Source organism: Streptomyces sp. NBC_00005, from assembly GCF_045160215.1.
Lineage (GTDB): Bacteria > Actinomycetota > Actinomycetes > Streptomycetales > Streptomycetaceae > Streptomyces.
In genome coordinates this window covers 4435362-4458055 of the sequence record NZ_CP108316.1, presented here as the reverse complement: position 1 = coordinate 4458055, position 22694 = coordinate 4435362, and the positions used below count along the sequence as shown (strand labels likewise).

22 protein-coding genes are annotated in these 22694 nt (G+C 69.7%); 9 read left to right on the top strand and 13 right to left on the bottom strand.

Annotation, left to right across the window (positions count from 1 at the left end; translation table 11 throughout):
* The first annotated feature begins 54 nt into the window (after positions 1-54).
* Complete coding sequence (locus tag OG303_RS20365) at positions 55-972, top strand: YihY/virulence factor BrkB family protein (RefSeq protein WP_405869851.1); 918 nt, start codon at positions 55-57, stop codon at positions 970-972.
* On the opposite strand, the gene OG303_RS20360 is transcribed toward OG303_RS20365, so the two are convergent.
* Positions 920-2197 (bottom strand): D-alanyl-D-alanine carboxypeptidase family protein, encoded by a 1278-nt coding sequence (locus tag OG303_RS20360; protein WP_405869849.1) that lies wholly within the window; start codon positions 2195-2197, stop codon positions 920-922. The genes OG303_RS20365 and OG303_RS20360 overlap by 53 nt on opposite strands.
* Positions 2198-2288: 91 nt before the next feature.
* Here OG303_RS20360 and OG303_RS20355 point away from each other — a divergent pair, with 91 nt between their 5' ends.
* From OG303_RS20355 to OG303_RS20340, 4 genes are all read left to right on the top strand, one after another.
* Positions 2289-2528: an SCO4848 family membrane protein gene (locus OG303_RS20355; RefSeq protein WP_405869848.1), complete on the top strand. Its 240-nt coding sequence runs from the start codon at positions 2289-2291 to the stop codon at positions 2526-2528.
* A gap of 51 nt (positions 2529-2579) precedes the next feature.
* Positions 2580-3818, top strand: a complete 1239-nt coding sequence (locus tag OG303_RS20350; RefSeq protein WP_405869846.1) for a metallophosphoesterase — start codon at positions 2580-2582, stop codon at positions 3816-3818.
* A 217-nt stretch (positions 3819-4035) separates the two neighbouring features.
* The gene (locus OG303_RS20345; protein WP_405869844.1) at positions 4036-5592 is read left to right on the top strand and encodes an ABC transporter substrate-binding protein; all 1557 of its coding nucleotides are present in this window, start codon (positions 4036-4038) and stop codon (positions 5590-5592) included.
* Positions 5593-5687: 95 nt separating this feature from the next.
* A complete protein-coding gene (locus OG303_RS20340; RefSeq protein ID WP_405869843.1) occupies positions 5688-6089 on the top strand; it encodes an ATP-binding protein in 402 nt (133 codons plus the stop codon).
* 15 nt (positions 6090-6104) lie between these two features.
* Here the strand turns inward: OG303_RS20340 and OG303_RS20335 are convergent, their stop codons facing one another.
* Positions 6105-7562 (bottom strand): ATP-binding protein, encoded by a 1458-nt coding sequence (locus tag OG303_RS20335; RefSeq protein WP_405869841.1) that lies wholly within the window; start codon positions 7560-7562, stop codon positions 6105-6107.
* Positions 7559-8248 (bottom strand): response regulator transcription factor, encoded by a 690-nt coding sequence (locus OG303_RS20330; protein ID WP_405869839.1) that lies wholly within the window; start codon positions 8246-8248, stop codon positions 7559-7561. Before OG303_RS20330 ends, OG303_RS20335 begins: the two co-directional genes overlap by 4 nt.
* Before the next feature lie 166 nt (positions 8249-8414).
* On the opposite strand from OG303_RS20330, the gene OG303_RS20325 reads away from it, so the two are divergent.
* Positions 8415-10817 carry an MMPL family transporter gene (locus OG303_RS20325; protein WP_405877388.1) on the top strand — a complete coding sequence of 801 codons (2403 nt, stop codon included), beginning with the start codon at positions 8415-8417 and terminating at the stop codon, positions 10815-10817.
* Positions 10818-10827: 10 nt separating this feature from the next.
* Here OG303_RS20325 and OG303_RS20320 read toward each other — a convergent pair whose 3' ends face one another.
* The 4 genes from OG303_RS20320 to OG303_RS20305 all read right to left on the bottom strand — a co-directional run bounded on the left by OG303_RS20320 (position 10828) and on the right by OG303_RS20305 (position 13002).
* The gene (locus OG303_RS20320; protein ID WP_405869838.1) at positions 10828-11559 is read right to left on the bottom strand and encodes a TetR/AcrR family transcriptional regulator; all 732 of its coding nucleotides are present in this window, start codon (positions 11557-11559) and stop codon (positions 10828-10830) included.
* A gap of 11 nt (positions 11560-11570) precedes the next feature.
* Entirely contained in the window at positions 11571-12047 is a 477-nt protein-coding gene (locus OG303_RS20315) for a thiol-disulfide oxidoreductase DCC family protein (protein WP_405877386.1), read from the bottom strand.
* A gap of 5 nt (positions 12048-12052) precedes the next feature.
* Entirely contained in the window at positions 12053-12448 is a 396-nt protein-coding gene (locus tag OG303_RS20310; protein ID WP_405869836.1) for a hypothetical protein, read from the bottom strand.
* 143 nt (positions 12449-12591) lie between these two features.
* A complete protein-coding gene (locus OG303_RS20305; protein WP_405869834.1) occupies positions 12592-13002 on the bottom strand; it encodes a VOC family protein in 411 nt (136 codons plus the stop codon).
* A 68-nt stretch (positions 13003-13070) separates the two neighbouring features.
* Here OG303_RS20305 and OG303_RS20300 point away from each other — a divergent pair, with 68 nt between their 5' ends.
* Positions 13071-13463: a hypothetical protein gene (locus OG303_RS20300; protein WP_405869833.1), complete on the top strand. Its 393-nt coding sequence runs from the start codon at positions 13071-13073 to the stop codon at positions 13461-13463.
* Positions 13463-15952 (top strand): DUF4132 domain-containing protein, encoded by a 2490-nt coding sequence (locus tag OG303_RS20295; RefSeq protein WP_405869831.1) that lies wholly within the window; start codon positions 13463-13465, stop codon positions 15950-15952. Before OG303_RS20300 ends, OG303_RS20295 begins: the two co-directional genes overlap by 1 nt.
* Before the next feature lie 25 nt (positions 15953-15977).
* Here the strand turns inward: OG303_RS20295 and OG303_RS20290 are convergent, their stop codons facing one another.
* The 6 genes from OG303_RS20290 to OG303_RS20265 form a co-directional block, all read right to left on the bottom strand.
* The gene (locus OG303_RS20290; RefSeq protein WP_405869829.1) at positions 15978-16466 is read right to left on the bottom strand and encodes a hypothetical protein; all 489 of its coding nucleotides are present in this window, start codon (positions 16464-16466) and stop codon (positions 15978-15980) included.
* A 130-nt stretch (positions 16467-16596) separates the two neighbouring features.
* Complete coding sequence (locus OG303_RS20285) at positions 16597-17376, bottom strand: succinate dehydrogenase iron-sulfur subunit (RefSeq protein WP_405869827.1); 780 nt, start codon at positions 17374-17376, stop codon at positions 16597-16599.
* The gene (gene sdhA, locus OG303_RS20280; protein WP_405869826.1) at positions 17376-19130 is read right to left on the bottom strand and encodes a succinate dehydrogenase flavoprotein subunit; all 1755 of its coding nucleotides are present in this window, start codon (positions 19128-19130) and stop codon (positions 17376-17378) included. The genes OG303_RS20285 and sdhA overlap by 1 nt, the downstream gene beginning before the upstream one ends.
* Positions 19131-19163: 33 nt before the next feature.
* Positions 19164-19646, bottom strand: a complete 483-nt coding sequence (locus OG303_RS20275) for a succinate dehydrogenase hydrophobic membrane anchor subunit (RefSeq protein ID WP_405869825.1) — start codon at positions 19644-19646, stop codon at positions 19164-19166.
* Between the two features lie 5 nt (positions 19647-19651).
* Positions 19652-20032 (bottom strand): succinate dehydrogenase, cytochrome b556 subunit, encoded by a 381-nt coding sequence (gene sdhC / locus OG303_RS20270; RefSeq protein WP_405869823.1) that lies wholly within the window; start codon positions 20030-20032, stop codon positions 19652-19654.
* A gap of 253 nt (positions 20033-20285) precedes the next feature.
* A complete protein-coding gene (locus OG303_RS20265) occupies positions 20286-20828 on the bottom strand; it encodes a 2-oxo-4-hydroxy-4-carboxy-5-ureidoimidazoline decarboxylase (protein ID WP_405869821.1) in 543 nt (180 codons plus the stop codon).
* A 206-nt stretch (positions 20829-21034) separates the two neighbouring features.
* Between OG303_RS20265 and OG303_RS20260 the strand changes: the two genes are divergently transcribed.
* Positions 21035-22642, top strand: a complete 1608-nt coding sequence (locus OG303_RS20260) for a family 20 glycosylhydrolase (protein ID WP_405877384.1) — start codon at positions 21035-21037, stop codon at positions 22640-22642.
* The last annotated feature ends 52 nt before the right edge of the window (positions 22643-22694 follow it).

The following is a 22694-nucleotide window of genomic DNA, read 5'->3' as shown; positions in this document are numbered from 1 at the left end:
GCGCTTTCGGGGTACTTGCACATTGGTCTTCCGTACCGAGGGCAGAGTTGGATCATGGACTGGCTGAAGAAGCTCCCCGTCGTCGGGTCGCTCGTGGCGCGCCTGATGACCACGCACGCGTGGCGGTCGTACGAGCGTCTGGACCGGGTGAAGTGGGCCAGGCTGGCCGCCGCGATGACGTTCACCAGCTTCGTCGCGCTGTTCCCGCTGCTCACCGTGGCCGCCGCGATCGCCGCCGCCACGCTCAGCAAGGACCAGCAGAACGACCTGCAGGACAAGATCGCCGAACAGGTCCCCGGCATCTCCGACCAGCTCAACATCGAGGGCCTGGTCCAGAACGCCGGCGCCATCGGCCTCATCGCGGGCGCCGCGCTGCTGTTCACCGGCATCGGCTGGGCGGGCTCGCTGCGCGAGTGCCTGCGCGCGGTGTGGGAGCTGCCCGACGCGGAGGAGAACCCCGTCCTGCGCAAGGCCAAGGACCTGGGCATCCTCGTCGGTCTCGGCGGCGCGGTACTCTTCACGCTTGCGACGTCCACCGTCGCGTCCGCGATGGTCGGCTGGATCACCAAGCAGGCGGGCATCGACAAGGACGGCTGGGGCGGAGTCCTGCTGTATGTCGCCGCGTTCGCCGTCGCCGTACTCGCCGACTTCCTGCTGCTTCTGTACGTCCTCACGCTGCTGCCCGGCGTCGAACCGCCGCGCCGCCGCCTGATGGTCGCCGCGCTGATCGGCGCGGTCGGCTTCGAGCTGCTGAAGGCACTGCTGAGCGGCTACATACAGGGCGTGGCAACGAAGAGCATGTACGGCGCCTTCGGCGTCCCCGTCGCCCTGCTGCTGTGGATCAACTTCACGGCGAAACTCGTCCTGTTCTGCGCCGCGTGGACCGCGACGCAGGGCAAGGAGGACGAGGAGCCGGAGGTCACGGACGAGTCCGGCGACGTACCAGATCCGGCAGCGGCCAGCGGCGGTTGACCAGGAAGGCGCCCGCCGCGAGCAGCACCAGCACCCCACCCGCTATGGCGAAGGCGACCCCCATGCCGCCGGAGCGGCCCTCGGCCGAGTCGCTCGCCGCCTGCGTGCCGGACCCGTCACCGGCCCCGCCCGCCTGGCCCGCCGACGGGTTCGCACCCGGCTGGGCGCTCGCCTGCGCGGCGCTCTTCGGCGCCACGAGCTCGCCGACCGGCGTCACCTTCCCGGCTGCCTTGAAGCCCCAGTCGAAGAGCTTGGCGGTCTCCTTGTAGACCTCGTTGTGCTGGTTCTTCTCCGGGTGCATGACGGTGACGAGCAGCACCTTGCCGCCCCGCTCGGCGACACCGGTGAAGGTCGCGCCCGCGTTCGTCGTGTTGCCGTTCTTGACGCCCGCGATGCCCTGGTAGACGTCGACGTCGGAGTCGCCGGTCAGCAGGCGGTTGGTGTTCTGGATCTCGAAGGACTCGCGGACCGACTTGCCCTTCTTGCCCTTCGTCGTCTCGCCGGGGAACTTGGCGCGCACCGTCGAGCAGTACGCGCGGAAGTCCTTCTTCTGCAGCCCGGAGCGGGCGAACAGCGTCAGGTCGTACGCGGACGAGACCTGCTTGGGGGCGTCGTAGCCGTCGGGCGTGACCACGTTCGTGTCGAGGGCCTGGAGCTCCTCGGCGTGCTCGTTCATCTCCTTGACGGTGTTGTCGACGCCTTCGTTCATCGCCGACAGCACGTGCACGGCGTCGTTGCCGGAGCGCAGGAAGACGCCGAGCCAGAGGTCGCTGACCGTGTACGTCTCGCCCTCCTTTATCCCGACCATGCTGGAACCGGACCCCATGCCCGCCAGATCGGAGGGCACGACCTTGTGCTTCTGGGTCTTCGGGAACTTCGGCAGCACCGTGTCCGCGAACAGCATCTTCATCGTGCTCGCCGGAGGCAGCCGCCAGTGCGCGTTGTGCGCGGCGAGCACCTCGCCCGACTCGGCGTCCGTGACGATCCAGGAGCGCGCCGTCACGTCCTTGGGGAGCACCGGGGCGCCGCTGCCGAGGTCGACCTGGGTTCCCGGCTGCCCGAGACGGCTGCCGCCCACGCTCGACATGTTCGCCGGGGGAGTGGCCGACGGACTGGCGGAGGGGCTGGGGTCCGCGAGGGCGACGGGCGCGGTCAGCGCGAGCGAGGACAGGGCGGCGGAGGTGACCAGCAGGGATCGCCTGATGGCCTTCTTGGGTGCGGGCACGGACGAGAACGTACATGCCACAGGGCGTGAAGTCCCGCCTCCCACCCCACCCCGGAAACGGAACGCAAGAGGCGGCGGTGATACTGAACGTATGAAGCTCAGTCGCCCCGTCTCCTGGTTCCTGCTCGCCTTCGGGGTGTGGAGCTGGATCATCTGGGTCACTTTCGTCAAGAACCTGATCAAGGACAGCAGCGGCCTCGCCTTCGACGACGGCCACCCGACGGCGTACTTCTGGGTGCATCTGACGCTCGCTGTCGTCTCCTTCGTATTGGGGACGGTCGTCGGGGGCATCGGGTTGCGCGGACTGCGCGCTTTGCGCCAGACGACATAACCGGCAAAGCTGGATAAAACGACAGATCCGGCAACGGGGGGTCACAGCACGGTGGTCATCGTCTTCGCCCTGCTCGCGCTAGGTGTCCTCGTCACGGGCAACTGGTACCTGTGGCGCCGCCTGTTCCGCGACACGACCCGGAGCCCGGGCCTCGCGCGCCGAGCCGGTGCGGCGGTCGTCGCGGGCGGCTGGGTGCTGGCGGTCGGGGCCCTCGTCGCCGAGCGCGCCGGCGCACCCTTCTGGCTCCAGCAGGTCCTGGCCTGGCCGGGCTTCCTGTGGCTCGCGCTGTCGATATACCTGCTGCTGGCCGTGGTGGCGGGTGAGGTCGTACGGCCCCTGCTGCGCCGCCTGCTCGAGCGGCGGGCGCGCGCCGCCGCGGCCGTACCGCAGGCGCAGCCGGAGCCGGTACCGGCGGGATCCCTGCCGCCGAAGGCACCGGAGTCCGAGCGGGAGTCCGCACCGGCCCCGGATCCGTCGCGCCGCCTCTTCGTCTCCCGCGTCGTCGCGGGCGCCGCCGCCGCTGCCGCCGTGGGAACCGTCGGCTACGGCACGTACGGCGTCCTGCGCGGCCCGAGCGTGAAGCGCGTCACCGTGCCGCTCGTCAAACTCCCGCGCGCGGCGCACGGTTACCGCATCGCGGTGGTCAGCGACATCCACCTGGGCCCGGTCCTCGGCCGGGGTTTCGCGCAGAAGGTCGTCGACACGGTCAACGCGACCCAGCCGGACATCGTCGCGGTCGTCGGCGACCTGGTCGACGGCAGCGTGAAGGACCTGGGTCCGGCGGCGGCACCGCTCACGCAGCTGAACGCGCCCGCCTACTTCGTCACCGGCAACCACGAGTACTTCTCCGGCGCCGCGCAGTGGGTCGAGGAGGTGCGGCGGCTCGGGCTGCGTCCCCTGGAGAACGCCCGCACGGAGCTGCCCTGGTTCGACCTGGCCGGCGTCAACGACATCGCGGGCGAGAGCGAGGGCCAGGGCCCCGACTTCGGCAAGGCGCTCGGTGACCGGGACACGGCACGCGCGTGCGTGCTCCTCGCCCACCAGCCGGTCCAGATCCACGACGCCGTCGAGCACGGCGTCGACCTCCAGCTCTCCGGCCACACCCACGGCGGCCAGCTCTGGCCCGGCAACTTCGTCGCGGCGGCCGCGAATCCGACCGTCGCGGGCCTGGAGCGCTACGGCGACACGCAGTTGTACGTCAGCCGGGGCGCGGGCGCCTGGGGGCCGCCCACGCGCGTGGGCGCACCGTCGGACATCACGGTGATCGAACTGGCGTCGACGCGGGCCTGATGGGACCCGCGGACCCAGAGGGAGATCGCAGACGGAAACCATTCGCGGCAGACCCTGTGGGGGCGCTGTGAAATCTGATGGAAACCCCTTGCGGTAACTTCTTTCTCAACTCAACAAATCTCTCTTCCCCGAGGTGAAACACCTGTGATTAGGTGAGCCGCGCCACTAGGGGAGTGGCCTGTGGGGTGGGGCCCATCGGGCCCGGGGAGGGCAACCGATGCGCTCGGTTCGCATGCGGATTCTCGCGACGCTGCTCGTGCTGGCGGGCGTGGGAGTCGGCGGCTGGCAGCTGCTGCCGTCGCAGGAGGACAACGACAAGACCATCACGGTCGGCACGACGGACCAGGTCACGTCGCTCGACCCGGCCGGCGCCTACGACGCCGGCTCCTGGGCGCTGTTCAGCAACGTCTTCCAGTCACTGCTGACCTTCGAGCCGGGCGGCACCTCGCCGGTGCCGGACGCGGCCGAGAGCTGTGGCTTCGTGGGCAGCCGACTGACCACGTACCGCTGCCGGTTGCGGGCGGGGCTCACCTTCCCCAGCGGCCGCGCGATGACCGCCCAGGACGTCAAGTACTCCTTCGACCGGGTCAAGGCGATCAAGTCCGACGTCGGCCCGTCCGCCCTGCTCAGCACGCTCCGCTCGGTGAGCGCGGACGGTCTGACCGTCACCTTCCACCTGTCCTCGCCCGACGCCACCTTCCCGTTCAAGGTGGCCACCGGGGCAGGCTCGATCGTCGACAGCGAGACGTACCCGAAGCACGGCCTGCGCACCGACACCGGCGCGGACGGCACCGGGCCGTACGAGCTGACGTCGTACAAGAAGGGCAAGAAGGCCGTTCTCACGCCCAACGCGCACTACAGGGGCGCCCTCAAACACACCGGCCGGCCCATCGACCTGCTCTACTACGCCAGTTCGGAGGCTCTCGACAGCGCCTGGGGCGGGAAGCGGATCGACGTGGCCACGCGTCAGCTGCCGCCCAAGGTCCTGTCCGGGCTCTCCGCGAGCGATCCCGATCAGCGCCTCTCCGAGTCGGACAGCTCCGAGACCCACAACCTGTACCTCAACACCCGTGCGAGCTCGCCTCTGCACGACGTCAGGGTCCGGCAGGCGATGGCCTGGCTGATCAATCGCGAGCAGCTGGCCGCCACGGTGTACGAGGGGACCGTCGACCCGCTGTACTCGCTGATCCCGACGGGCATCACCGGCCACACCACGTCGTTCTTCGACGCCTACCCGAAGCAGGACGTGAAGAAGGCGCGGGCCCTGCTCACCCAGGCCGGCGTGACGCTGCCGGTCCGGTTCACCTACGGCTACGGCAAGGGCCGCGGCGCCGCCGAGCAGGAGGCCGGGGCCATCAAGAAGCAGCTGGAGGCGAGCGGCCTGTTCAAGGTGAACGTCAAGGGCTACGAGTGGTCCGACTTCCAGCAGCGCTGGGCCAAGGGCAAGCTGGACGCGTACGCCGTGGGCTGGGTCGCCGACTACCCGGACGCGGACACCTTCGGCGCCCCGCTCGTCGGCACCGACGGCACCATGAACACCGGATACAGCAACAAGGCCGTCGATCAGCTGATTCAGGCCAGTCAGAAGTACGCCGACCGCAGCGACGCCGCGTCGGACTTCAGCACGGTCCAGCAGGACGTCGCCCGCGATGTGCCGGTCATCCCGCTGTGGCAGGGCAAGGAGTACGTCCTCAGCAGCGAGGATGTCGGCGGTGGCCAGTATCTGGACGACGGCACCGGCGTGTTCCGGCTCTGGAGTCTCACCTGGATCTGACGCGAACTCGTGGCATTGCATTCGCCCGAGTGACGCCGGACGCTCACCCGACGCAGGACGATGTGACGGAGGTGTGCGTGGGGTGAGGAGCAAACGTGTTGAGACGCAACTCCTTCCGGCTGCCCCGGCATCCGGCTTCCGTCGGTCTCGCCCGGCGCCGGGTCCGGGACCATCTGGCCGACTGGGGACACTCGCCGGACGATTCGGCGCTGGCGGACGCGGTGCTGCTCGTGTCCGAGCTGGCCACCAACGTCGTACGTCACGGGCCGCTGCTGGAGCGGGAGTTCGAGGTCGCGGTGACCGCGCTCGCCGACGGTTCCTGCCTCATAGAGGTGTCGGACGAGGGCCAGGTGGAGCCCCGGCTGCGGATCGTCACCGAGTGGGAGGAGGCCGGCCGCGGTCTGCATCTGGTGGAGCACATCGCGGCGGCCTGGGGGGTGTGGAACCGAGGGCGCCACGGCAAGACCATATGGGCGCTCGTCCTCGCCAACACCTGAGCGGCGACAGGGGAGTTACGACCGTACGGCCGTCCGCGCCGGCAGCGTGACCGTCACCGCCAGACCCTCGCCCGGTGAGGTGCGCACCGCCACCTCCCCGCCGTGCGCCTGCACGACGCCCTGCACGATCGCCAGGCCGAGGCCGCTGCCCGCGCCCCCGCCGGCCCGGAAGAAGCGGTCGAAGACCCGCGCCGCGTCCTCGTCGCAGAGCCCCGGACCCTCGTCCGCGACACACAGCCGTACGAGCCCGTCCTCCCGCTCCACACCCAGCCGCACCGGTACGTCCGCGGGCGTGTGCGTGCGTACGTTGCCCACCAGGTTGCCGAGCACCTGCCTCAGCCCCGACTCGTCGGCGTGCACCAGCAGGGAGCCGTCGGCGGCGACCTTGATGGGCCGGTCCGGCTGCTGCACCCGCAGGTCCTCGGCCGCGTCCCGCACCAGGCGGCTCACGTCGACGTTCCGGAAGCGCAGTTCGGGCTGCTGGTCGAGCCGGGCCAGGGTGAGCAGCTCGTCCACCAGCCGCCCCATGCGGTCCGTCTCCGCCAGCACCCGCTCCCAGGCCCGCTTGCGCTCGTCCGGGTCGCTGAGCATGCCCTTGTCGTACAGCTGGAGGTAGCCGCGTATCGCGGACAGCGGGGTGCGCAGCTCGTGCGAGGCGTCGGCGACGAAGCGGCGCAGCTGGGCCGCGGTGTCCTCGCGCGTGCGGTACGCCGACTCGACCTGGTGGAGCATGGAGTTGAGGGCGAGCCGCAACTGCTCGACCTCCTGTGTCGGATGGTGACTGGAGGGCACGCGCCGGGTGAGGTCGCCCTCGGCGATCGCCGACGACGTCTCCACCATGTCCTCCAGCGGCAGCATCCGGCGCCGCACGCTGAACAGCGTCAGACAGGCCAGCAGCGCCAGCAGCAGACCGCCGACGGCGAAGTCGAGCCGGAGCGCCTTGCTCATGCCCATGTGCAGGGCCTCGGTCGAGGCGGCCATGAGGATGTACGTGCCGTCCGACAGACGGACGGCGGTGACCCGGTACGAGTCGCCGTGCACCTTCACGTCGTGCGGATCGGTGTCCCGGGCGAGCGCCGGGGCGTCGCCGACCGCGCGGGCCAGGCCGAGCTGCGCATGGGTGGGTCTGACGCCGAGGATGCCGACGGCGGTGCCCCTCCCGTTGACGGCCGTGTAGATCGAGTCCGGTGTCGACCGCTCCTTGTCCGTGTCGCTGGGGACCAGACGGTCGTGGACGAAGGCCAGGGCGCTGAGCGAGTCGATCTGCCGGATCGTGAGCTGGGAACCGCCCAGCGAGTCCCGCATCTTGGTCAGCTGGCTGTCGACCTGGTCGAGCAGGTAGTACCGCATCCCCATGAGGCTGACGGCGGTGGTCGCCACGATGCCGAGGGCGAGCAGAGCCACGTTGGCCAGGGTCAGCTTGGCGCGCAGCGAGTGGATGCCCCGCTTGCAGTTCGCCCGGGGAAGCCTCATGCCAGCCCGTATCCCACACCGCGCCGCGTGGTGATCATCGGCGGTCCCAGCACGTCCAGTTTGCGCCGCAGATAGCTGATGTAGGTCTCCACGACGGTCGACTCGGGCGGTGTGTGCTCGTACTGCCAGACATGGCGCAGGAGTTGCTCCTTGGGCACGATCCGGCCGCCGTTGCGCACCAGGAAGCGCAGCAGGGCGTACTCGGTGGGGGTGAGCTCGACGCTGCGCCCGGCGCGGTGGACGCTGTACGTCGTGTCGTCCAGCTCCAGGTCGCCGTACGTCAGCGGCGGCCGCTGCGGCAGGACGTCGGCCGTGCGCGTGCGCCGCAGCACCGCGCTGACGCGGGCGACGACCTCGTCGATGTTGAACGGCTTGGTGATGTAGTCGTCGCCGAAGCCGAGCGCGCCGACTATCTCGGCGGGCGAGTCGCGTGCGGTGAGGAAGACCAGCGCCAACGTCGGCTGTCTGTCCCGCAGTTCGCGTCCCAGCGCGCGCCCGTCCCCGTCCGGGAGCATGACGTCGAGCAGCGCCGCGTCGGGCCGGGTGCGCTCGGCGAGCGCCAGGGCCTCGCGGACGGAGCCCGCGATCATCACCTCGAACCGGTGGTAGCGCAGGGCGATGGCGAGGACGTCCGCGATGCTCGGCTCGTCCTCCACCACCAGCACGGTGCCTGGAGCCGTCGTCATGCCCCCAGTATCGGCCGGGCCACTGACAGCGGGGCCGGATCGGTCTTTGGAGTTCCTTGAGAGTCATGGTCATCCCGTGTCCATGCACGCGTGGCGCCGCCAATCCTGTTGCCCAGGACCTGGGGGACCAACCGACGACGACAAAGGAGCGTTGATCGTGGCGGCATTGGCACGGTGGTGCTATCGGCACCGGCTGGTGGTCCTGTTGCTGTGGGTGGGGGCGCTGTTCGGGCTGGGCTTCGGGGCCTCGACGGCGGGTACGAACTACGCGAACGTCTTCTCCCTCCCCGACACGGACTCCAAGAGCGCGTACGACCTGATGGAGAAGGCCTTCCCGAACACCTCGGGCGACACGGACACGGTGGTGTGGAAGGTCGACCAGGGCTCGGTGAAGGACCAGGCGGTCCAGGACCGGGTTCAGCCGGCCCTCGACAAGATCGCGAAGATGAAGGGCGTGGGCGCGGTCACGAGCCCCTACGCCGACGCCCGGGGAGCGGCGCAGATCAGCGGCGACGGCAGGATCGCGTACGCCCAGCTGACCTTCACCCAGCGTGCGAACGAGGTGCCCAAGGACCTCGTCCAGAACGTCCTCGACACCGCGCAGGACGCCGAACGCGGCGGCCTGCAGGTCGAGTTGGGCGGCCAGGCGATCCAGCGCATCCAGGAGCCGCCGCAGGGTCTGTCGGAGATGGTCGGCGTCATCGCCGCGGCCCTCGTGCTGTTCCTGGCCTTCGGCTCGCTCTTCGCGATGCTGCTGCCGATCGCCATCGCGGTCTTCGGCGTCGGCATGGGCCTGTTCTCCACCCAGCTCCTCAGCCACACCACCGACATCCCCGACATCGCCCCGCTGCTGGCCTCCCTGATCGGCCTCGGCGTCGGCATCGACTACGCCCTGTTCATCGTCACCCGGCACCGGCGCGGCATCCAACGGGGCATGGACCCCGAGGAGGCGGCGGTCACGGCCCTCAACACCTCGGGCCGCGCGGTGCTGTTCGCGGGCGGCACGGTCTGCATCGCACTCGCGGGCATGCTCGTGACGCAACTGCGCTTCCTGGACGGCGTGGTCGTCGGTACCTCGCTGACGGTGGTGCTGAGCGTGCTGGCGGCCACGACGCTTCTGCCGGCTCTGCTCGGCTTCCTGGGCCCGCGGGTCCTCAGCCGCCGCCAGCGCCGCCGGCTGGCCGCGAACGGTGCCGAGTCGGAGAAGGCGAGCGGCCTCGCGGCCCGCTGGTCGTCGAACGTCCAGACGCGCCCGCGCCGGATCGCCGCACTCGCCCTGGTCGTCATGGCCGTACTGGCCATCCCCGTGCTGTCGCTCCGCCTCGGCGCCACCGACCAGGGCAACGACGACGCCTCGACGACCACCCGGAAGGCGTACGACCTGCTGGCCGAGGGCTTCGGACCCGGCTTCAACGGGCCGCTCCAGGTCGTCACCGAGGGCGGGGACACCGCCACCCTGGTCAAGGGCATCGAGTCGACCTCCGGGGTCGCCCGGGTCGCCGCGCTGCCGCCCGCGCGCGGCGTGACGGTGATCCAGGTCGTCCCGACGACCTCACCGCAGTCCCGGCAGACGGACGAACTCATCGACACACTCCGGGACACGGTGATCCCGCAGGCGGGCGCGAAGGCCCACGTGGGCGGCGTGACAGCCGTCTCGAAGGACTTCGCGTCGGTCACGGGCGACCGCCTGCCGCTGTTCGTCGCGACGATCATCGGCCTCGGTTTCCTGCTCCTGCTGATCGCCTTCCGCTCCCTGGTGGTGCCGCTGACGGCCGCCCTGATGAACCTGATCGCCGCGGCCGCCTCCTTCGGCGTCCTCGTCGCGGTCTTCCAGTGGGGCTGGGGGCTTGACCTGCTGGGCCTCGGCAAGGAGGGCCCGATCAACGCCTTCCTGCCGGTGATCATGCTCTCGCTCCTCTTCGGCCTCTCGATGGACTACCAGGTGTTCCTGGTGAGCCGGATGCACGAGGAGTGGGTGCACACCAGGGACAACGCGCGCGCGGTGCGCGTCGGCCTGGCGGAGACCAGCCGGGTCATCAACTCCGCCGCCCTGATCATGGTCTGCGTGTTCCTCGCCTTCGTCCTGAGCGGCGACTCGGGCGCGGCGATGGCGGGCGTGGGTCTCGCGGCCGCGGTGGCACTGGACGCGTTCATTCTCCGTACGGCACTGGTGCCGGCCGCGATGCACCTGCTGGGCAATTCCAACTGGTGGCTGCCGACGTGGCTGGAGAAGCGTCTGCCGCACCTGGCGGTCGAGCCGAAGGAGGAGGCGGAGCCCGCCCTGGAGGAGGGCCCCGCGTCGGCCGTCCACGGCTTCATCCGCACCGCCGACGGTGATCCGGTGGACGGTGCCTCGGTGACGCTGCTGACGAAGGGCGGGCGTCAGCTGGACCGCGTGACGTCACTGGCGGACGGCTCGTACATCGTGTCGGTGCCGGCTCCGGGGACGTATCTGCTGGCGACGACGGCGTCGTCGTACGGCTCGCGTGCGGCGCATGTCATCGTGGCGGACGGGCCGTTGGTCTACGACGTGGAGCTGGCGGAGGGGGAGGTGGACGCGGTGAACTGACCGCGTCCGCCTAGGACTTGCCGGGGCTGGGCAGCACCTTGGTCATCCCCGGCAAGAAGTCCGTGAACAGCTCGTGCACCTCCCGCACCAGCGGCCTCAGCACCCGGAACCGTGCCAGTGACACTCCGCGAGACGTCAGTCGCGCGCCCCGCTCGGCCAGCCGGTAGCTCCGCTCGCGCCCCTCGGTGCGGTCGAAGATCCAGTACAGGACCAGCCCCATCTGGGACAGCCACATCAATTCGGGCAGCACGTCCCGGAGTTCGTCCGGCACCTTGGTCTTCGTCGCGCCCGCCAGCACCTCCCGGTGGACGGAAATGGCCTCCACGCGCGCGTGCTCCGACTCGGGGGAGAACGGGCTGAGTGGGCTGTCCGGGTCGGCCGCGTTCTTGAAGAACTGCACCGCGAACTCGTGGTAGGGCGTGGCGATGTCCAGCCATGCCCGCAGGACGCCCGCGAGCCGCGCCTCCAGGTCGGTCTCCCGGTCCAGGACCTCCCGGACCGCCACCCGGTGCTCGGCGGCGATCCGGTCGTAGAAGCCCTGGATCAGATGTTCCTTGCCCGCGAAGTAGTAGTACGCGTTGCCGACGGAGACCCCGGCCTCCTTGGCGATGGCCCGCATCGTCGTCTTGTCGTAGCCGCGCTCCTGGAACAACCGCATCGCGGTCTCCAGGATCAGCGCACGGGTCTGCTCGGACTTGCTCGGGTTGCCGCCCTCGTCGGGGCCGTCGTTCTTCGCAGGCACGGAACGAGAGCCTACGGGGTGACGCAGGAGCCGCTGCCGCAGCCCGGAGCGTTGTACGTCCAGCCCGTCCGCGGGTCGTACGACCACCCGTCGGTGCGGCGGTACACCTGCCCGCCCCACTGCGCGCCCCGCCACTTCGCGGCCGCCAGCACCGCCCCCTTGGCGAGCTTCGCCCCCGACGGCGTGCTGAGCCGGTGGGCCAGCGGCCGGTGCTCGCGCAGCGCCCACAGGGTGACGATCCAGGCGGCGGTGGACCGGTAGACCTGCCCGGCGTCGCCGACGACGGTGATGTCGTCGAGGGTGGCGCTGTGGTCGAGGCCGGGGAAGCGCTGCCTGGCCGCCTCCGATCCCGCGGCCACGAGTTCCAGCGGCACGAGCTGCGGCTGCCGTACGAGCCAGTCGCGCAGGAAGGCACACAGCGAGCACTCGGCGTCGTACAGGATGGTGAGCCGGCGGACCGGGGTCCGGTCCGCCACGGCCGCGCGCATCTCCCTCACGCCCCGACCCAGTCCTGGGGCGCGATCGGCGGCACCTGCTCCCGCTCCATCACTCCGCGCCGCCGGATCCGGTTGAGGACGTACACGTTGCCCAGGTGCATCACGCCGAGCACCAGCAGCACCACGCCCAGCTTGGTCGACAGGGCCTCGAAGATCCCGCGGGTGTCTTCGATGGTCGAGTCGCCGCTCAGGTACAGGGCGACGAAGCCGAGGTTCACGAGGTAGAAGCCCACCACCAGGAGGTGGTTGACGGCCTCGGCGAGCTTCTCGTTCCCCTTCAGCACGTCGGCCAGGAAGATCCGGCCGTTGCGGCTGAGCGTGCGGGCCACCCAGATGGTCAGCGCGATGCTGACCAGCAGGTAGATGACGTAGGCGATGACCGTGCGGTCCATGCCCCCACCCCTTCTTGAACGCGTTCAAAACGCTGACAGGGGAGACTCTAGACCCATATTTGAACGCGTTCAACATGAAGGGGTGGGGCGTACGTCACGCGCGCGCGGACGTCAGGATCTGTGCCGCCAGGGAGCTGAAATGGTCAGGATCTGCGCCCGAGTTCGGGTCGCTTGGAGTAGTCCGTGAATCCGACGACGTTCCCCCACGGGTCGGCGATCTCGACGGTCCAGCCGGTGGCGATGGGGAAGGGTTCGTCGAGCAGGGGGATGCCGGCCGCGCGCAGGGACGCGGCCGCCGTGCGGGCGTCGGCCACCTCGATCCACACCCGGGGGGAGGGCCACGGCGGCGGGCGGTGCCCGAGCTCGTCCTCCTGTCGCAGCAGGATCCCGGGCGTCTCGCCCCCGACCTTGAGCAGCGCGATCCCGGCCTCGTCGAACCGGAAGCCCACCGCGAACCCTGCGCGTTCGTAGAAGTCGACCGCCGCGCCGAGGTCCCCGACGGGCAGCAGGACGTTGTCGAATCCGAGCAGTTCGTACGACTGGTCATCTGACATACCGTCAGAATAGGTGCCCGACCGGCCGGAACCGGTGATTGTCAGTGGTGCCTCGTACTGTCGTCGGCATGGGAAACGTGACGTTCGTCGACGAGACGACTGCGGGGGAGCGGGGCGCGGGCTGGGAGCTCGAGGTCGCCGAGGAGCGGCTCACGGTGGGTGAGTTGATCCGGCGCCGGGTGTTCCAGGAGGTCGCCGAGTACAACGCGCGTACGCCGGGGGTGTTCCAGGGGCTCGTGCAGCCGGAGGACGCGGAGCGCGTGCTGAACGGGTATGCGCTGCGGACGTCCCGCCGGATGGACCCGCAGGCGCAGACCGAGCTGGCGCTCAAGGCCTTTGCGGGCAACGGTTTCCTGGTGCTCGTGGGGGACCGCCAGATCACCGACCCGGCCGAGGAGATCGAGCTGCCGCTCGGTACCGAGGTGACGTTCCTGAAGCTCGTACCGCTGGTGGGTGGCTGATGATCACGTCGCCTTCCGCATACGCCGGGCTGGTCCGCGACATCCTCGGTCTGGTCGCCGCCGAGGACACCGAGCGCCTCGTACCCCAACTGCTCGCGCACGCCGAGATGATCGACGACCACTGGGGCTGGGAGCACCGCAAGGTGACCGACGCGCTGTGCGCTGCGGACGGCGGGTTCCAGGCCCGGCTGCTGCACGCCCTCGCCGCCCGGTACCACGAGCTGGAGCACGGTGCCCGTGAGCGGCGCAGCATCGTCGCCCTGCTCGCCGGCCTCCGGGAGATGCGGCCTTCGACCGAAGGACAGCCTCTCGACACGCGCTCCGTGCTGATCCGCCTGGCCGGCGAGCAGGACGTGCACTACGACATGGGGCAACTGGTCCGGCTCGTCGAACTGGAGCTGGCCGACGGCCGTGAGCTGCCCGGGGAGTTCGTCGCCGTGATCCGCCGCTCGCACCTGACGCTGTGGAACGGCAAGAAGGAGCTGGCCGCTGTGGTGGGACAGCTGAGCGACCCCGTCCTGAACCCGGGGGAGGCCTGGGCGGACCGCGCCCTGGACGAGGTGTCCGGGCTCGGCGAGCAGTGGCGGCACCTGCTCGCCCACGCGGCCACCGCCACCGCCGCCCGTCCCTCCGCCAAGTGGGAGCAGACGGGACGCGCGCTGATCGAGACGGTCGGTGCCGAGGACGTGCGTGAGCGGCTGACCGCCTGGCTGCCGCTGGTGGGCCGGGCCCGCACGCGCCCCCTGCTCGACCGGGGTTGGGGCGCCGACCCGAACGTGACCTACGACCCCTACAACGCCGACGCACTGCGCGGCCTGACCTGGCTGCTCTCCTTCCTGCCCGCCCACCCGGACACCGCCCGCACACTCGGCGCCCTGGTCGAGACGGCCCTGCGCAAGGTCCCCGGCCTCGGACCGGTGAACCCCAAGATCGCCAACGCCGGTGTCAACGCCCTCGCCCGTATCGACAGTGAGCCTGCCCTCGCCGAACTGGCCCGCCTCGCCACCCGCGTCACCTACAAAGGCACGCTCAAGCTGCTGAACACCGCACTGGACGCGCGGGCCGAGGCGCTGGGCCTCAGCCGCGAGGAGATCGAGGAGCTGGCCGTGCCGGCGTACGGCCTGACGGAGGTCGGACGCGCGCACCATCGACTCGGCGAGGTGACCGCCGTACTCGAAGTCCACGGCTCCAAGGGCCTGTTGAGCTGGCGCAACGCGGCGGGAAAGGCGACGAAGGGGGTGCCGGCGGCCGTCCGGCGCGACCACCCGGACGAGCTCAAGGAGCTCAAGGCCGCAGTCAAGGACATCGACAAGATGCTCTCGGCGCAGAGCGAGCGCCTGGACCGCCAGTTCCTGGCCCGCCGCACCTGGTCCTACGCCGCCTGGCGCGAGCGTTACCTCGACCACCCCCTGGTCGGCACCCTCGCCCGCCGGCTCCTGTGGACGGTGGACGGCACGACCGTCGGCTACGCGGAGGGCGCCCTGCGCACCCTCACCGACGACGCGGTCACCGAAGGCGGCGAAGTCCGGCTGTGGCACCCGGTCGGCCATGAACCCGCCGAGATCGTCGCCTGGCGCGACTGGCTGGAGCGGCACGGGATCACGCAGCCCTTCAAGCAGGCCCACCGCGAGGTCTATCTGCTGACGGACGCCGAGCGCACGACGGGCACGTACTCGAACCGTTTCGCGGCGCACGTCCTGCGCCAGCACCAGTTCCACTCCCTGGCCGCCGTCCGCGGCTGGCGCAACAAACTCCGCCTGATGGTCGACGACGAGGCACCCCCGGCCACCCGGGAGCTGCCCCAGTGGGGCCTGCGCGCCGAGTACTGGATCGAGGGCGAGGGCGAGGGCTACGGCGACGACACCACGGAGTCCGGCAGTTACCTCCGCCTGCGCACCGACCAGGTCCGCTTCTACCCGATCGACGCCCCGGAGAACTCGGCGCACTGCAGCGGCGGCGAGTACCACATGTGGCTGCGGGACGGGGCGGACCCCGTCGACCCGCTTCCGCTCACCGACGTCCCGCCCCTCGTCCTCTCCGAAGTCCTGCGCGACGTCGACCTGTTCGTCGGTGTGGCAAGCGTCGGCAACGACCCGACCTGGCAGGACGGCGGCCCGGGCGGCCGCTTCCGGGAGTACTGGACGACGTACGGCTTCGGCGAGCTGGGCCAGAGCGCCGAGACGCGCCGCGCCCTCCTGGACCGCCTGATACCGAGGCTGGCGATAGCCGACCGCTGCACGCTGGAAGGCCGCTTCCTGCACGTGAAGGGCGAACGCCACACGTACAGGATCCACCTCGGCTCGGGCAACATCCTCATGACCCCGAACGACCAGTACCTGTGCATCGTCCCGAAGTCCAACCCGGGCGCCCCGCAGGCCGGTTACCTGCCCTACGAGGGCGACCGCATGCTGGCGGTGATCCTCAGCAAGGCGATGATGCTGGCCGACGACACGAGGATCACGGACCCGACGATCCTCAGTCAGCTGTGACGCGTCACCGCCGCGGAGCCGGGGTTCACATGTTGCTCAGCGACCGGGCGTAGTTGATCTGCCCCATGACCGCGGGGAAGGTGTGCGGCCCCATGGACGGGATCATCGTCGAGTGGTGCCGGCCCGCGCTCGTCACGGTGACCTGGATGTACCCCGTGGTCGTCTTCTCCTTCATCAGGAGGAAGAGCAGGCCGAGGAGGCAGAACACGAAGAACAGCACCGCGAGCACGATGGCGTACGCCGGGATCTTCTCCTCGGTGTGCGACATGTCGGTGGCGTTCCACACCGCGCCGCGCAGCGGAAGGGAGCCGGCCGGCGTGACGATCTGGTCGCCCATCACCGTGATGTCCCCGATGGACAGCACCGGGGCCCCGCCCATGGGAGCCGGAGCCCCCGGTTGCGGGGGAAAGCCGTACCCCGGCGCGGGGTTGGGGTATCCGTAGCCGGGTGCGGGCGTCGCCGGAGGCTGACCAGGGCCCCACTGGTTGGCACCGTACGGATTCGGGTCGGTCATGCTGTCGTCCCCCGTTTTCCCAGCCGAAATTGGATCAGGCTGTCGGATCAGCGCTTCATACTGCCAGCGAGGGCCGTCCTCCCGCCACTGGGAGGAACGGCCCTCGCAACTGCCGGACTCGGACGAGCCGTCAGAAACGCCGAGTGATCAGCGCCCTCTTCACTTCCTGGATCGCCTTCGTGACCTCGATACCGCGCGGGCAGGCGTCCGTGCAGTTGAAGGTCGTGCGGCAACGCCACACGCCGTCACGGTCGTTGAGGATCTCCAGGCGCTGCTCGCCCGCCTCGTCACGGCTGTCGAAGATGAAGCGGTGCGCGTTGACGATGGCGGCCGGGCCGAAGTACTGCCCGTCGTTCCAGAAGACCGGGCAGGACGACGTGCACGCGGCGCAGAGGATGCACTTCGTGGTGTCGTCGAAGCGCTCGCGGTCCTCGGCCGTCTGCAGACGCTCGCGCGTGGGCTCGTTCGTGTCCTTCGTGATGAGGAAGGGCATGACGTCGCGGTACGCCTGGAAGAACGGGTCCATGTCGACCACGAGGTCCTTGAGGACCGTCAGGCCCTTGATGGGCTCGACCGTGATCGGCTTGTCGGGGTTGAGGTCCTTGATCAGCGTCTTGCAGGCAAGGCGGTTCTTGCCGTTGATCCGCATCGCGTCCGAGCCGCAGATGCCGTGGGCGCAGGAACGGCGGAAGGTCAGGGTGCCGTCCTGGTCCCACTTGATCTTGTGGAGGGCGTCGAGGACGCGCTCCTTCGGGTCGATCTCCAGCTGGAAGTCTTCCCAGACCGCCTCCGCCGAGACCTCGGAGTTGAAGCGGCGGATGCGGAAGGTGGCCGTGATGTACGGGGAGTCGGCGAAGCCGGGCTCGGGCTCGCCGGCCGCGTCCTTCTTGTCCAGAACAGGGGTTGCCATCAGTACTTACGCTCCATCGGCTGGTAGCGGGTCTGGACGACCGGCTTGTAGTCGAGACGGATGGACTCGGTGCCGTCGTCGCCCACCTCGCGGTACGCCATGGTGTGGCGCATGAAGTTGACGTCGTCGCGGTTCGGGTAGTCCTCGCGGTAGTGACCGCCGCGCGACTCCTTGCGGGCCAGCGCCGACACCGCCATGACCTCGGCGAGGTCCAGGAGGTTGCCGAGCTCGATGGCCTCGAGCAGGTCCGTGTTGAACCGCTTGCCCTTGTCCTGGATCGAGACGTTCTTGTAGCGCTCGCGCAGCTCCGCGATCTTCTCGACCGCCGTCTTGATCGTCTGCTCCGTGCGGAACACCATGACGTTCGCGTCCATGCACTCCTGCAGCTCGCGACGCAGGACCGCCACGCGCTCGGTGCCCGTGGACGAGCGCAGCGCCTCCACCTGGGAGACCACCAGCTCCGCCGGGTCCTCCGGCAGCTCGACGAACTCCGCCGTCTGCGAGTACTCCGCCGCCGCGATGCCGGCCCGACGGCCGAACACGTTGATGTCCAGCAGGGAGTTGGTGCCCAGACGGTTCGCGCCGTGGACCGAGACGCAGGCCACCTCGCCGGCGGCGTACAGGCCGGGGACGACCGTCGTGTTGTCGGTCAGGACCTCACCCTCGACGTTCGTCGGGATGCCGCCCATGGCGTAGTGCGCGGTGGGCTGGATCGGGATCGGGTCCGTGTACGGCTCGATACCGAGGTACGTCCGCGCGAACTCCGTGATGTCGGGCAGCTTGGCGTCCAGCTGCTCCGGCGGAAGGTGCGTGAGGTCCAGGTAGACGTGGTCGCCCTCGGGACCGCAGCCGCGGCCCTCGCGGATCTCCGTGTAGATGGAGCGGGACACGACGTCACGGGACGCCAGGTCCTTCATGACCGGCGCGTACTTCTCCATGAAGCGCTCGCCGTCCTTGTTGCGCAGGATGCCACCCTCACCACGGGCGCCCTCCGTCAGCAGGATGCCCATGCGCCAGATGCCGGTCGGGTGGAACTGGAAGAACTCCATGTCCTCCAGCGGCAGCCCGCGCCGGTACACGGCCGCCTGGCCGTCACCCGTCAGCGTGTGCGCGTTGGACGTCACCTTGAAGAACTTGCCGCAGCCGCCGGACGCGTAGATCACGGCCTTCGCCTGGAAGACGTGGATCTCGCCGGTCGCCAGCTCGTACGCCACCACGCCGGCCGAGCGCTTCACGCCGTCGACCTCGGTGATCAGCTGGTCGAGGACGTAGAACTCGTTGAAGAACTCCACGCCCTCCTTCACGCAGTTCTGGTACAGCGTCTGGAGGATCATGTGGCCGGTGCGGTCGGCCGCGTAGCAGGAGCGGCGGACCGGGGCCTCGCCGTGGTTGCGGCTGTGACCGCCGAACCGGCGCTGGTCGATCGTCCCGTTGGGCGTCCGGTTGAACGGCAGGCCCATCTTCTCCAGGTCGAGGACCGAGTCGATGGCCTCCTTCGCCAGGATCTCGGCGGCGTCCTGGTCGACCAGGTAGTCACCGCCCTTGATCGTGTCGAAGGTGTGCCACTCCCAGTTGTCCTCCTCCACGTTGGCGAGCGCGGCGGCCATGCCGCCCTGCGCAGCGCCCGTGTGGGAGCGGGTGGGGTAGAGCTTGGTCAGGACCGCGGTGCGGCTGCGCTTCGTCGACTCGATGGCCGCGCGCATGCCCGCGCCGCCGGCGCCGACGATGACTGTGTCGTACTTGTGGATCTTCATGAGTGGTTCTCTCAGTCCCTCAGTCCCGTGCGCCTAGCGGATGTTCGGGTCGAAGGTGAAGATCACCAGCGTGCCCAGCAGGATGGTGAACACCGTGGCGGTGTAGAGCAGGCCCTTCAGCCACAGCCGGGTGTTCGCGCGCTCCGCATAGTCGTTGATGACCGTGCGCAGGCCGTTGGCGCCGTGCAGCATCGCCAGCCACAGCATCAGCAGGTCCCAGACCTGCCAGAACGGCGAGGCCCAGCGGCCCGCCACGAAGGCGAAGCCGATCTTGGAGACACCGCCGTCCAGCACGAGCTGGATGAGCAGGTGACCGAGGACCAGGACGACCAGCACGATGCCGGACAGGCGCATGAAGAGCCAGCCGTACATCTCGAAGTTGCCCCGGGTCGACTTCGGGGTCTTCTTGGTGCGCTTGCGCGGGGCCTCGATGAGGGGCGCCGGGTTGTCCACGTTGTGGACGGAGCCGCCCTCGACGGGGCCGATTCCGGACGCGGCGGTTTCAGTGGTGGCCATCGGTCTCAGCTCCCGAACAGTTCACGAGCGGCGTGGCCGAGGACGGGGTAGATCGCCCCGAGCATCAGCACGACCCACAGGCCCACGACGGACCAGAGCATCTGCTTCTGGTAGCGCGGGCCCTTCGACCAGAAGTCGACGGCGATGACGCGCAGGCCGTTGAGCGCGTGGAAGAGGATGGCGGCGACGAGGCCATACTCCAGCACGGCGACGAGCGGGGTCTTGTACGTGGCTACGACCTTGTCGTAGTCCTCGGGGGAGACACGGACGAGAGCGGTGTCCAGCACGTGAACGAACAGGAAGAAGAAGATGAGGACGCCGGTGACTCGATGAGCCACCCAGGACCACATTCCTTCCCGGCCGCGGTACAGCGTTCCAGCCGGCACGGAAGTCCCTCCGGGAGCGGGGATTGGGGCCGCGCCGGCTTGTGCTGTCGGTCGGGCCCGGCCGGGTACGGTCCACCGGCCCCCAGCATCGTAGCCATGCGCCGCCGCTGGGCTTACGCCGGGCCTACCGGTGTGATCAAAGTGGCACGCGTATGGGTGAGCGTCGGCGGCGTCTGGGATGGGGTGTCCTGTTATGTGCCGGGTGTGGGTTCGTCCGGGCCGGTCGCGCCGACGCGGCGGAGCCGCATACCGACTACAGCCCCGCGCCCCTGAGGAACTCGGCGAGCCGTTGCCTCGCCAGGCGCCGGAGTTCCTCTGCCGCCACTACCCGCTCCTCCTCCGGGTCGTTCGTCAGGCGGTTGCGGATGCCTGCCAGGGCGTGGTCCAGGGTTTCGTTCGGGGACAGGCCGTCCAGGCAGATGACGAAGGCGTGGCCGAACTTCGCCTCGTATGCCGCGTGCGCCGCGCTCAGCGCCGTATAGGCCACCGCGTACGTCTCGTCGGGAAGGGGCGGCAATGTCTCGCCTGCCAGTGCTTCCGCCAGGTCGGCGGGGGACAGGTCGTAGGCCGCCTCGTCGGATGCGGCCAGCAGGGACTCGAGGTCCGGGTACGGGCGGTGGTCTGCCACGCGGTGGGACCAGCAGAGGCTGCGGAGGCAGGCGAGGAGGAGACGCCGGGCGTCGTCCGTGGATGCGGTGTTGAAGGACTCCAGTGCCGTCGGGGACGGTGGAGTGCGGGTCTGCTCGGGCAGCGCCGGTATGGCGGCGACTCGGCCAGGAAGGTGTGTGGGCGTCACGTGGGTTTCGGCAGGGGATGCTGTGAGAGGTGTTACGTCAGGTTATCGAGAATTGGCATGAGGTGTCCGGCGGATGCCCGAATTTCACCCTCAGGGGAGAGTTTCGGAACGCGTGGTGGACGCCTTGCCTTGCCCGAGGGACTTAGGTTGGCGATGTGAGCCAGCACAGGCGTCGGCCTCCGGCGCAGAACGTGAAGCACAGGCGCATGATCGTCGCGGGCGCGTTTGCCGGGACGGTCGCGCTCGGGATCGGCCTGGGGTTCTGGGCCTCCGCCGACGACAGCAGCCCGGCGGGATCGGCGCAGCAGCAGCCCTCCGTCGACCGGTCTGCGGCCGCACCCACCGCCTCGCGCGGCCAGAGTCCGACGCCGAAGCCGACCCGTTCCTACGCCCTCTCGAAGGCCCCTCGGACCATCCCCGCCGTGCGCTCCCACACCGCGGCGCGCGGGCCCGGCTGGCGTGCGGCGCGGGGCGAGCGCGTGGTGGTGAACGACGCCGACCTCGCCGACGAGGGTCGTCTGATCGCCGGTGAGCTGGGGCTGACGTACGCGGGCGAGAAGGACGACGTGCGGGCCGGGGACGTACGGCTGGCGCTCAACGACGACGAGGGTGCGGACCCGGAGTCGTACGCGATGACCGTGCGCGGTGGGCGCGTGAACATCAGCGGGCCGAGCGACGCGGGTGTCTTCTACGGCACCCGCACGCTGAAGCAGGAGGTGCACGGCGGCGGCACCGCGCCCGAGGGGGTCGTGAAGGACGAGCCGGCCAAGCCGGTGCGCGGGTTCATGCTGGACATCGCGCGCAAGCACTTCACCGCGGCCTGGATCGAGGACCGAGTGCGGGAGCTCGGCGACCTGAAGTTCAACGAGCTGGGGCTGCACCTCTCCGACGACCAGGGATTCCGGATCGAGTCCGACTCGCATCCCGAGATCGTGTCCCAGCAGCATCTGACGAAGGCCGAGATCAAGAAGATCGTCGACCTCGCCGAGAGCCGGCACATCACGGTGGTGCCCGAGATCGACTCGCCCGGGCATCTGGGCGCCGTCATCGCCGCTCACCCCGATCTGCAGCTGCGCAACGCGCAGGGGGTGGCGACGCGTGGGGCCGTCGACATCTCCAAGCCGGCCGCCGCCGACATCGTCGACGACCTGCTGAAGGAGTACGCCGACCTCATCCCGGGCAACCAGTGGAATCTCGGCGGTGACGAGTACCAGGCGCTGACGGTGTCCAATCCGGAGGCGTCCTACCCGCAGCTGGCGGCCGCCGCCAGGAACAAGTACGGGTCCGGCGGGACCGTCGCCGACCTCACCACCGGGTGGCTGAACGACCGTGCCGACACGATCCGGGCCCAGGACCGGACGATGCGGGTGTGGAACGACGGCTTCTTCCGGGGGACGTCGGTGCAGCCCGCCAAGGACCTGCAGGTCGCGTACTGGACCGGCAAGGAGATCGGGGCGCGGCAGCCGGTGGAGTATCTGAGCGCCGGTCGGAAGCTCATCAACTACAACGACGAGTTCCTCTACTACGTCCTCGGGCAGCCCAACAACTTCGTCTATCCGACCGGGCAGCGGATCTACGAGCAGTGGACCCCGCTCGTCGTGCGCGGCACCCAGGCGGTCCCGTCGAAGTACAACGGGCAGATCCTCGGCGGGACCTTCGCCGTGTGGTGCGACCTCTCGACCTCGCAGACACAGGACCAGGTCGCGGCCGGAATCCGGATGCCCCTGCGGGCGACGGTCCAGAAGCTCTGGGATCCCGGGCGGCCCGCGCTCTCGTGGACGCAGTTCAAGGCGTTGGCCGGCCGTCTGGGCTGAGCGCGCCCCAGGACCCGGGCTTCTTCGCTTACGGCTGCGAACGGCCGTGCGA

Excerpts from the sequence above, each read along its gene's own strand:
- OG303_RS20365 (WP_405869851.1), top strand. The coding sequence starts at position 55 with ATGGACTGGCTGAAGAAGCTCCCCGTCGTCGGGTCGCTCGTGGCGCGC.
- OG303_RS20355 (WP_405869848.1), top strand. The coding sequence starts at position 2,289 with ATGAAGCTCAGTCGCCCCGTCTCCTGGTTCCTGCTCGCCTTCGGGGTG.
- OG303_RS20345 (WP_405869844.1), top strand. The coding sequence starts at position 4,036 with ATGCGCTCGGTTCGCATGCGGATTCTCGCGACGCTGCTCGTGCTGGCG.
- OG303_RS20335 (WP_405869841.1), bottom strand. The coding sequence starts at position 7,562 with ATGAGGCTTCCCCGGGCGAACTGCAAGCGGGGCATCCACTCGCTGCGC.
- OG303_RS20330 (WP_405869839.1), bottom strand. The coding sequence starts at position 8,248 with ATGACGACGGCTCCAGGCACCGTGCTGGTGGTGGAGGACGAGCCGAGC.
- OG303_RS20315 (WP_405877386.1), bottom strand. The coding sequence starts at position 12,047 with ATGCGCGCGGCCGTGGCGGACCGGACCCCGGTCCGCCGGCTCACCATC.
- OG303_RS20310 (WP_405869836.1), bottom strand. The coding sequence starts at position 12,448 with ATGGACCGCACGGTCATCGCCTACGTCATCTACCTGCTGGTCAGCATC.
- OG303_RS20305 (WP_405869834.1), bottom strand. The coding sequence starts at position 13,002 with ATGTCAGATGACCAGTCGTACGAACTGCTCGGATTCGACAACGTCCTG.
- OG303_RS20300 (WP_405869833.1), top strand. The coding sequence starts at position 13,071 with ATGGGAAACGTGACGTTCGTCGACGAGACGACTGCGGGGGAGCGGGGC.
- OG303_RS20295 (WP_405869831.1), top strand. The coding sequence starts at position 13,463 with ATGATCACGTCGCCTTCCGCATACGCCGGGCTGGTCCGCGACATCCTC.
- OG303_RS20290 (WP_405869829.1), bottom strand. The coding sequence starts at position 16,466 with ATGACCGACCCGAATCCGTACGGTGCCAACCAGTGGGGCCCTGGTCAG.
- OG303_RS20285 (WP_405869827.1), bottom strand. The coding sequence starts at position 17,376 with ATGGCAACCCCTGTTCTGGACAAGAAGGACGCGGCCGGCGAGCCCGAG.
- sdhA (WP_405869826.1), bottom strand. The coding sequence starts at position 19,130 with ATGAAGATCCACAAGTACGACACAGTCATCGTCGGCGCCGGCGGCGCG.
- OG303_RS20275 (WP_405869825.1), bottom strand. The coding sequence starts at position 19,646 with ATGGCCACCACTGAAACCGCCGCGTCCGGAATCGGCCCCGTCGAGGGC.
- OG303_RS20260 (WP_405877384.1), top strand. The coding sequence starts at position 21,035 with ATGATCGTCGCGGGCGCGTTTGCCGGGACGGTCGCGCTCGGGATCGGC.